The following is an 8559-nucleotide window of genomic DNA, read 5'->3' as shown; positions in this document are numbered from 1 at the left end:
CTCATTCTCCTTTCTCACTCTCACACTCACTCTGCCCTCGCCCTGGTTCGTGTCCTCACGCACCAGATCTGGGTAAGAAGCTAAATTTGGTTCGTGGAGACACGAACCAAGGCGGTAATTAATGAGGTAATTTTTTCAAGGCGATAATTTTTACATGTATTTTATATTCCCTAATAACTCAATAACCAATCACTAATCACTAATCACCCAATCCCCAATTCCCAAATAGTTTAATCACTAATACCTGTTATTTCAATCCCAAATAACCAAATCATCAATCTCTAATAGCTAAATACCCCTGTGAACAAATGTTAAAAAAACAATAACACTCATGAGTATGATTTCCAATTAAATTTTTTAATATTTGCATAGGAAAGTGTTGAAACGTCTTGATTTCAGGGCGTTACAGCCAATGCCCTTCCTTTTTACAGGCAAAATTGCTTCGGTTAATAAATGTTAAGAAATTGTTAAGAAACCCGGAGCGTATTTAAAGAAAGTTAATCTTAACTTACATGATGGGTAATGCCAAAAACTTATCTTTGTCGCCGAATTATTCAAACCAAACTATAACTATTATGATTAAACGTTTACTCGTTTTAGTATTCGTGTTTGCCTCGCTAACAGCATTCGGGCAAACCGGAAAAATCACCGGAAAACTGGTTGACAGTGAAACCGGAGAAGGATTGCTTGGTGCCAATGTAGTAATAGAAGGAACTACCACAGGGGCTATTGCAGACCTTAATGGTAATTTTACTATTAACAATGTACCAGTAGGAGATAAAACTCTAGACATCTCTTATATAGGATATGAGGCTAAGAAAATTGATGTCAAGGTAACTGAAGGGGGTACGGCTAATGTGGGGACAATTAAACTAGTTTCAGCAGCAGTTGGGTTGAGTGAAGTACAAGTAATTGCTTCAGTAGCAAAAGATAGGGAAACTCCTGTCGCTGTATCGACTATTAAAGGTGCAGAAATAGAGCAAAAGTTAGGAAATCAGGAATTTCCGGAAGTATTAAAGTATTCGCCATCAGTTTATACTACCAAACAAGGTGGGGGTTTTGGAGATTCAAGAATTAATATCAGAGGTTTTGATCAGCGTAATACAGCTGTAATGATCAATGGTATTCCTGTAAACGATATGGAAAACGGATGGGTTTACTGGTCAAATTGGGCTGGTCTTTCTGATGTAACATCTCAAATTCAGGTACAAAGAGGTCTTGGTGCAACTAAATTAGCTGTGCCTACTGTAGGTGGTTCTATAAACATAATCACCAATGCAGCTGATCACGAAAAGGGAGGAGCTGTTTCAACCACAATTGGTAATGATGGATATAATAAATTCGGATTAGTTCTATCAACAGGGTTAGGTGAAAATGGCTGGGCTGCTACTATTCAGGGTACAAGAACAACTGGAGCAATGTGGGCTGATGGTACTGATTTTGAAGCATGGTCATATTTTTTATCAGTAGCAAAAGTTATAAACGAAAAACATTCAGTACACTTGACAGCTTTAGGAGCTCCTCAATGGCATCACCAAAGAGAGTATGGAAGGTTTGATGGAGTTAATTATGAAACGTTAAAAGGTGATCCTGATGGGTCATTTGAAGGTACTGGAATAAAATACAATCCTCAGTGGGGAATACTTGATGGAGAGCAATTCTCCTGGAGAAAGAATTTCTATCACAAACCAAAAATTTTCCTTAACTGGTATTGGGATCCATCAGAAAAAACAACGGTAGCAACTTCTGCTTATGCTTCATTTGGAAGAGGTGGAGGAACTGGGGACTTAGGCCAAATAAATGGGCGTTTTAGAACAAGTTCTCGATTTAGAACTAGCAATGCTGGTATTCCTGGTCAGGTTAGATGGAATGACATTAGTACCTGGAACCAAGGAGGTTCAATAAATGATTTTATAAGAACAAACCCTTGGCAAACTTTAGATGAAAAACTTCCATGGGATAATGGAGGTGGATTTAACGGTCAATACGTAGGTACATCTGGATATTCTACTATAGACAGTCTACATACTGATGGTAGAGAATACGATTATTATACAGATAGATCACAAGGAGGATTTATTAGAAGAGCTTCTATGAACTCTCATAACTGGTATGGGTTATTAACCAATGTTAATCATGAGATAAATGAAAACTGGGCTGTTGTTGGTGGTCTTGATTATCGGTATTATAAGGGTATTCATTACCGTAGGCTTGAAAACTTGCTAGGATTAGATGCATATTTTGATGATGACGATGTTAATAATCCAAATCACTATGCAACAGATGAGGGTAGCAATGATGAGAAAATTGATTATTACAATGATGGTTTAGTGAGTTGGATAGGGTTATTTGGTCAAGTAGAATATACAAATGATCAATGGTCAGCATTTTTGTCTCTTTCTGGGTCAAACCAAGGATTTAAAAGAATCGACTATTTCCGTTACGAAGAAGGGAATCAGGAGTCTGATTGGGAAAACTTCCTGGGAGGAACTATAAAAGGTGGTGTTAATTATAACATTAATAGTAAGCATAATGTGTTTGCAAATGCTGGTTATTTCTCTCGCCAGCCTATTTTTGATAATGTTTTTGTAAACTTTTCGAATGAAGTTGATGAAAATATCGAAAATCAAAATGTGGAAGCTTATGAATTTGGTTATGGCTTTAGAGATAAATTAATTAGTGCAAACGTGAATTTATACCATACCTTTTGGAAGAATCGTCAATTTTCAAGAACAGTTGATGTAGATGGACAGGATGGTACAGCTAACTTTGAAGGTGTTAATCAACTTCACCAGGGAATTGAAATAGATGCTGTAATCAGACCAATTACAAACCTGAGTATAAATGCGATGTTCTCATTTGGTAATTGGAGATACACTGATAATTTCAGTGCAGATGTATTCAATAATAACAATGAGCTTATCGGTACTCAAGAATTGTTCATGGAAGATGTTAAGGTGCCGGATGCTGCACAAACTACCTGGTCATTAGGAGCTGATTATCAAGTTATCGATGGTTTAAATATAAATGCAGCTTACTATTATGCATCCCAAGTATACGCAGACTTTGATGTAGCCAGTGAAAATGTATTTTTATCTCCAGGAAACCAGGCATGGGAATTGCCTTCCTATGGTCTAGTTGATGCTGGGGCATCTTATACTTTTGATGCTGGTGTTTCTAAAATCAGGTTGTTCATCAATATTAATAACCTTCTTGATGAAGAATATATTGCTGAATCTGAAACTAATATACTACATGATCCTTCAGATGATGATAATAATCATGCTATTCCAGATTCTGATGGCTCGACAAGAAACAGAGTTTATTTCGGTTTTGGAAGAACATGGAATGCTGGTCTGAAGGTTAGCTTCTAACCTCCTCAAAATAAATAATTTAAAAGGCTGTCAATTTTGGCAGCCTTTTTTATTTTTGTATAGCGTAATTCTTTCGATCATGCGATTATTGTTTGTTTTAATTTTTCTACCCACTGTCCTTTTTGCTCAACTGGATACGGTCACCATATTGATTTCCTATGATGGATTCAGACACGACTATGTTGAAAAATTCGATTTGAATAACTTTAAGGATTTAATAAAAGGGGGAGTGGCCGCTGAAGCCTTAATCCCTTCTTATCCGTCTAAAACTTTTTCTAACCATTATTCAATCGTAACAGGCATGGAACCCGGGCATCATGGGCTCCCGGCAAATACTTTTTATAATCGCGATATCGAAACAGTCTATCAGATCTGGGATAAAAAAGATGTTACCGATGGCAGGTTTTATGCTGGACTTCCTATCTGGTGCTATGCGCAGCAAAATGGATTGAAAACTGCATCTTATTTCTGGGTGGGAACTGAAGCATCCATTAATGGCTGTAAACCGGACTATGTCTATCCATATAATGGTCGCATATCAAATAAAGCTAGAATTGACGGTATGATTGAGTGGCTTGAATTACCTAAAGATGAACGCCCCAGCCTGATACTTGGTTATTTCAGCACCATGGATGATGTTGGCCATAAGTACGGCCCAACTGCTCCGGAAACAAAAAAAGCTGCTAAAAAGCTCGATGAAGAACTTGGCTATTTTCGCGAACAAATTAAAGAAACCGGTGTCCCGGTGAATCTTATTCTTGTTTCCGACCATGGAATGGAAGATATGAAAAATTACAAGCCTATTTATTGGGATATGGAAAGCGATGAATATAAAGGGAAATATATTGTTTTGAATGCAGGTCCTTTTGCGTATGTATACTTTGTAGATCCTAAAACTTCCTTTTTAAAAGCCAAAAAAGATCTTGTAGCATCATTTAACAGCAATGATGTGATATTTGAAAAACCAAAAAATTATAAATCATTTGACGGGGATAAGAAGCCGTGGACACCTGATATGATTGTCACCGCCCCGAAAAAGTGTATTTTTCTTCAACCTGAAAAAAAGAAAGAGTTTCCTAATGGCTTTGAAAGAGGAGGTACTCATGGATTTAATCCTGAAATGAAAAGTATGCATGGCATTTTTTATGCAAATGGACCATCTTTCAAACATGGGGAAAAAATAAAATCATTCCAGAATATTCATATATATTCTTTGATAGTTAATATTTTATCGCTTGAACCATATGAATTCATCGATGGAAATGACTTTCTTCTCGAAAAAACTTTAAACCAAGAGCAATAAATTACGTACTTTACCCTATCACCAACCAATAATGTTTTGGGAAAGTATGTATTATTTTTACCTGTTTTACTTTTGTCGATTACTTTTTACTCATGCAGACAGTCAGGAGTAAAGCAGAATACCGTATCTAAAGACAGTGCTAATTCCATCCAGGTTGTAAATCTCGATCTTCCCACTATTAAAAGAAGGGGAGTATTGCGTGCCGTGGTAGATAATAGCTCAACGGGTTATTTCATCTACAGAGGTAAACCAATGGGATATGAATATGAACTGCTTCAGCGTCTTGCTGATGATATTGATATCAAATTAGAAATTAAAATATCTAATAGCATTGAGGAGGCATTTGAAATGCTCAACAGTGGTAAGGTCGATATCATCGCCTATAATCTTTCTGTTACAAAGGAAAGAAAGAAATTTGCCACCTTTACTGAATATCACTCCATCGAGCGGCAGGTGCTTGTTCAACGCAAACCGGATAACTGGCGTAAGCTGAAATGGCATCAGATCGAAAATAAACTTGTTCGTGAACCTTTAGAACTAATTGGTAAGAAAGTTTATGTGAGAAGCAGTAGTGCTTACCTTACACGGCTTCAAAATCTATCCGAAGAGATCGGTGATGATATTTTTATAGTAGAAGCTGATATGGGTACCACAACTGAAGATCTGATCAGAAAAGTAGCTGAAGGAGAGATTGACTATACTATTGCTGATGAGAATATGGCAAAGGTAAATGCTACATATTATCCTGGCATCGATGTAAAAACAGCAGTGAGTTTTCCTCAACGTATTTCCTGGGCAGTGAGAAGGAATGCAGATTCTCTGGAAACGACTATTAATCAATGGGTGAGAAAAATGCGAAAAACCAATGATTACTATGTCATCTACAGGAAGTATTTCGAAAATCCTAAATACAATCGTAAATGGGTTAAGAGTGATTACGCTTCTTTCTCAAGTGAAAAGCTTTCTCCATATGACGATCAATTTAAAAAGGGTGCAGAAAAAATTGGCTGGGACTGGTTGCTCGTTGCTTCTGTAGCGTACCAGGAGTCAAGATTTAATCCGAATGTAACATCATGGGCCGGTGCTCATGGATTGTTTCAGTTACTTCCTGAGACTGCCAAAGAATATGGGGTGACTAACACCTTTAATCCTGAAGAAAATATTAAAGCCGGTATTGCCCACCTGGAATGGCTTGATAACTACTGGGATGATCGTGTGGCTGATAGCGTTGAAAGAAAGAAGTTTGTCCTGGCATCATACAATATTGGTCAGGGACATATATTAGATGCCAGAAGATTAGCCAGAAAATACGGTGCAGATCCTGAAGTCTGGGAAGACAACGTAGAAAAATACCTGTTACTTAAGTCTCAGCCGAAATATTACCAGGATGAGGTAGTAAGAAATGGCTACTGCCGTGGAACTGAGACAGTAGCCTATGTTAGAAGTATTATGAATTTATACAAACAATATCAATTGATATATAATGATTCTACTAAGCTTGAGCGAGTCGCGATGCTTAATTAGAATTGCTTGAAAACTTTTTCCATAAGATTTACCAGTCGAAAAACATCTTCAAAAGAATTATACATAGGGGTTGGCGCGAGTCTGATTACATTAGGTTCGCGCCAATCTGCTATTAATCCACCTTCCTGGAGTTTTTTAAACAGCTCTTTGCCACCTTTATGAACAAATAATGATAGCTGGCACCCTCTTTCTTCAGGATTTGAAGAAGTGATGATCTCAACAATTGGTTCATCAACAGAATCATTCAATCCATTGAGCATGAATTCAAGATAACCGGTAAGTTTTACAGATTTTTCTCTCAGTTTTTTAATACCCGCTTCTTCAAACAAACTTAATGCAGCCTGGTGTGCTGCGAGTGCCAGTACATTTTGATTGGCCAGTTGCCATCCGTCAGCTCCATGCATCGGTTTAAATCCTTTAAGCATCTGGAATCGCTCATCCTGATCATGTCCCCACCAGCCTGCAAATCGAGGCAGTTCATTATCATCAGCATATCTTTCGTGAACATAAAGCCCAGATACATTTCCGGGTCCGCTATTCATATATTTGTATGAACACCAGGTGGCACAATCTACATTCCAGTTATGAAGTTCCATCACTATGTTTCCAGCAGCATGGGCAAGATCAAACCCAACTTTTGCTCCGGCTTTATGACCGGCTTCGGTAATTGATTTCATATCAAAAACCTGCCCTGTATAATATTGAATGCCCGGAAATAATACCATGGATATTTCATCAGCATGCTTTTCTATCTGTTCAATGATATCTTCATGTCTGATCAGGTATTCTCCTTCTCGTGGGGTTACTTCTATCACATGATCGTCAGGATTTAATCCATGAAATTTAACCTGGCTTTCTACAGCGTACATATCAGAAGGAAATGCACCTCCTTCCATGATGATCTTGGTTCTTTTCCCTTCAGGTTTATAAAAGGAAACCATCATTAGATGCAAATTTGTGGTTAAATTGTTCATCGCCACGATCTCGTGTTCTTTGGCACCGAGGATCTTACTCAAGGCTGGTTTAGATCTGGCATGGCTCTCATACCATGGTGTATCTCCTTCAAAGTGACCTTCAACTCCCATCTCACGCCACTGTTTCATTTCATGTTCTAAGTATTTTTCAGTGCGCTTAGGTTGCAGTCCCAGACTATTACCACAAAAGTAGATAGAAGACTGACCATTGACTTTCGGTATATAATATTCATCTCTGAATCGCGAAAGGGCATCTTCGCGATCCATTTTTTGAGCAAATTCGAGGGTTGCTTCGTAATTCATCTTTTGAGTTTTATGTTGCGCGGCTAAATTAATGATTTCTATCCAACTGAGGCAGCCAGAGACTAAAATTCAGTTTTATACGTATACTTTCCGGGAAAAATATCAGATTTTTATAATCAAGAAGTATTTTTACATTGCGTAACTGATTTAAAAGAAAGTTAAAATGAGTAAGATAAACTGGAAAACCGTTAAGGAATACGAAGATATAACTTATAAAAAGTGCGACGGGGTAGCTCGAATTGCATTTAATCGTCCCGATGTGAGAAATGCATTCAGACCTAAGACTGTTGGAGAATTATTTGAGGCATTTCTTGATGCAAGGGAAGATACTTCTATCGGAGTAATTCTTCTATCAGGAGAAGGTCCTTCTTCAAAAGATGGTAAATGGGCTTTTTGTAGTGGAGGAGATCAAAATGCCAGAGGCCACCAGGGATATGTTGATGATGACGGTATGCCACGACTTAATATCCTGGAGGTTCAACGTTTAATGCGATTTATGCCAAAGGTAGTTATTGCTGTGGTTCCCGGATGGGCTGTCGGTGGAGGGCATAGTCTTCACGTAACATGCGACCTGACTCTAGCAAGTAAAGAACATGCGATATTTAAGCAAACTGATGCTGATGTAACTTCTTTTGATGGGGGGTATGGATCGGCATACCTGGCTAAGATGGTTGGTCAGAAAAGAGCGAGAGAAATTTTCTTCCTTGGTCGTAATTATTCTGCACAGGATGCTTACGATATGGGTATGGTAAATGCCGTGATCCCGCATGATGAATTAGAAGATACTGCTTACCAGTGGGCACAGGAGATCCTGGAGAAATCACCAACTTCGATCAAGATGTTGAAATTCGCATTCAACGCGACTGATGATGGTATGGTAGGCCAGCAGGTTTTTGCCGGTGAGGCAACCAGACTTGCATACATGACCGAAGAAGCAAAAGAAGGTCGTAATGCATTTCTTGAAAAACGAAAACCGAATTTTAAAGATATCAAGTGGATACCATAAGCGTATCATAGGAAATACCTCAAAAAGCAGTCAGTTTATCGGCTGCTTTTTTTATTTTTATCTAAATTATGCAAT

Annotated in this window: 5 protein-coding genes; 4 read left to right on the top strand and 1 reads right to left on the bottom strand. The window is 38.0% G+C overall.

Going from position 1 to position 8559, the window contains the following annotated elements:
- The first annotated feature begins 575 nt into the window (after positions 1-575).
- The 3 genes from OO013_RS10940 to OO013_RS10930 all read left to right on the top strand — a co-directional run bounded on the left by OO013_RS10940 (position 576) and on the right by OO013_RS10930 (position 6201).
- Positions 576-3374: a TonB-dependent receptor gene (locus tag OO013_RS10940; protein ID WP_266056848.1), complete on the top strand. Its 2799-nt coding sequence runs from the start codon at positions 576-578 to the stop codon at positions 3372-3374.
- A 79-nt stretch (positions 3375-3453) separates the two neighbouring features.
- Positions 3454-4677, top strand: coding sequence for an alkaline phosphatase family protein (locus OO013_RS10935; protein WP_266056847.1), 1224 nt, complete (start codon positions 3454-3456; stop codon positions 4675-4677).
- A gap of 36 nt (positions 4678-4713) precedes the next feature.
- Positions 4714-6201, top strand: coding sequence for an MltF family protein (locus OO013_RS10930; RefSeq protein WP_266056846.1), 1488 nt, complete (start codon positions 4714-4716; stop codon positions 6199-6201).
- On the opposite strand, the gene kynU is transcribed toward OO013_RS10930, so the two are convergent.
- Entirely contained in the window at positions 6198-7478 is a 1281-nt protein-coding gene (gene kynU, locus OO013_RS10925) for a kynureninase (RefSeq protein WP_266056845.1), read from the bottom strand. The genes OO013_RS10930 and kynU overlap by 4 nt on opposite strands.
- A gap of 163 nt (positions 7479-7641) precedes the next feature.
- Here kynU and OO013_RS10920 point away from each other — a divergent pair, with 163 nt between their 5' ends.
- Positions 7642-8484: a 1,4-dihydroxy-2-naphthoyl-CoA synthase gene (locus OO013_RS10920; protein WP_266056844.1), complete on the top strand. Its 843-nt coding sequence runs from the start codon at positions 7642-7644 to the stop codon at positions 8482-8484.
- Positions 8485-8559: the final 75 nt, after the last annotated feature.

This window comes from Mangrovivirga halotolerans (genome assembly GCF_026241165.1).
GTDB classification, from domain to species: domain Bacteria; phylum Bacteroidota; class Bacteroidia; order Cytophagales; family Cyclobacteriaceae; genus Mangrovivirga; species Mangrovivirga halotolerans.
The sequence above is the reverse complement of the archived record's forward strand: the minus strand, read 5'-3'. Positions and strand labels throughout refer to the sequence as shown.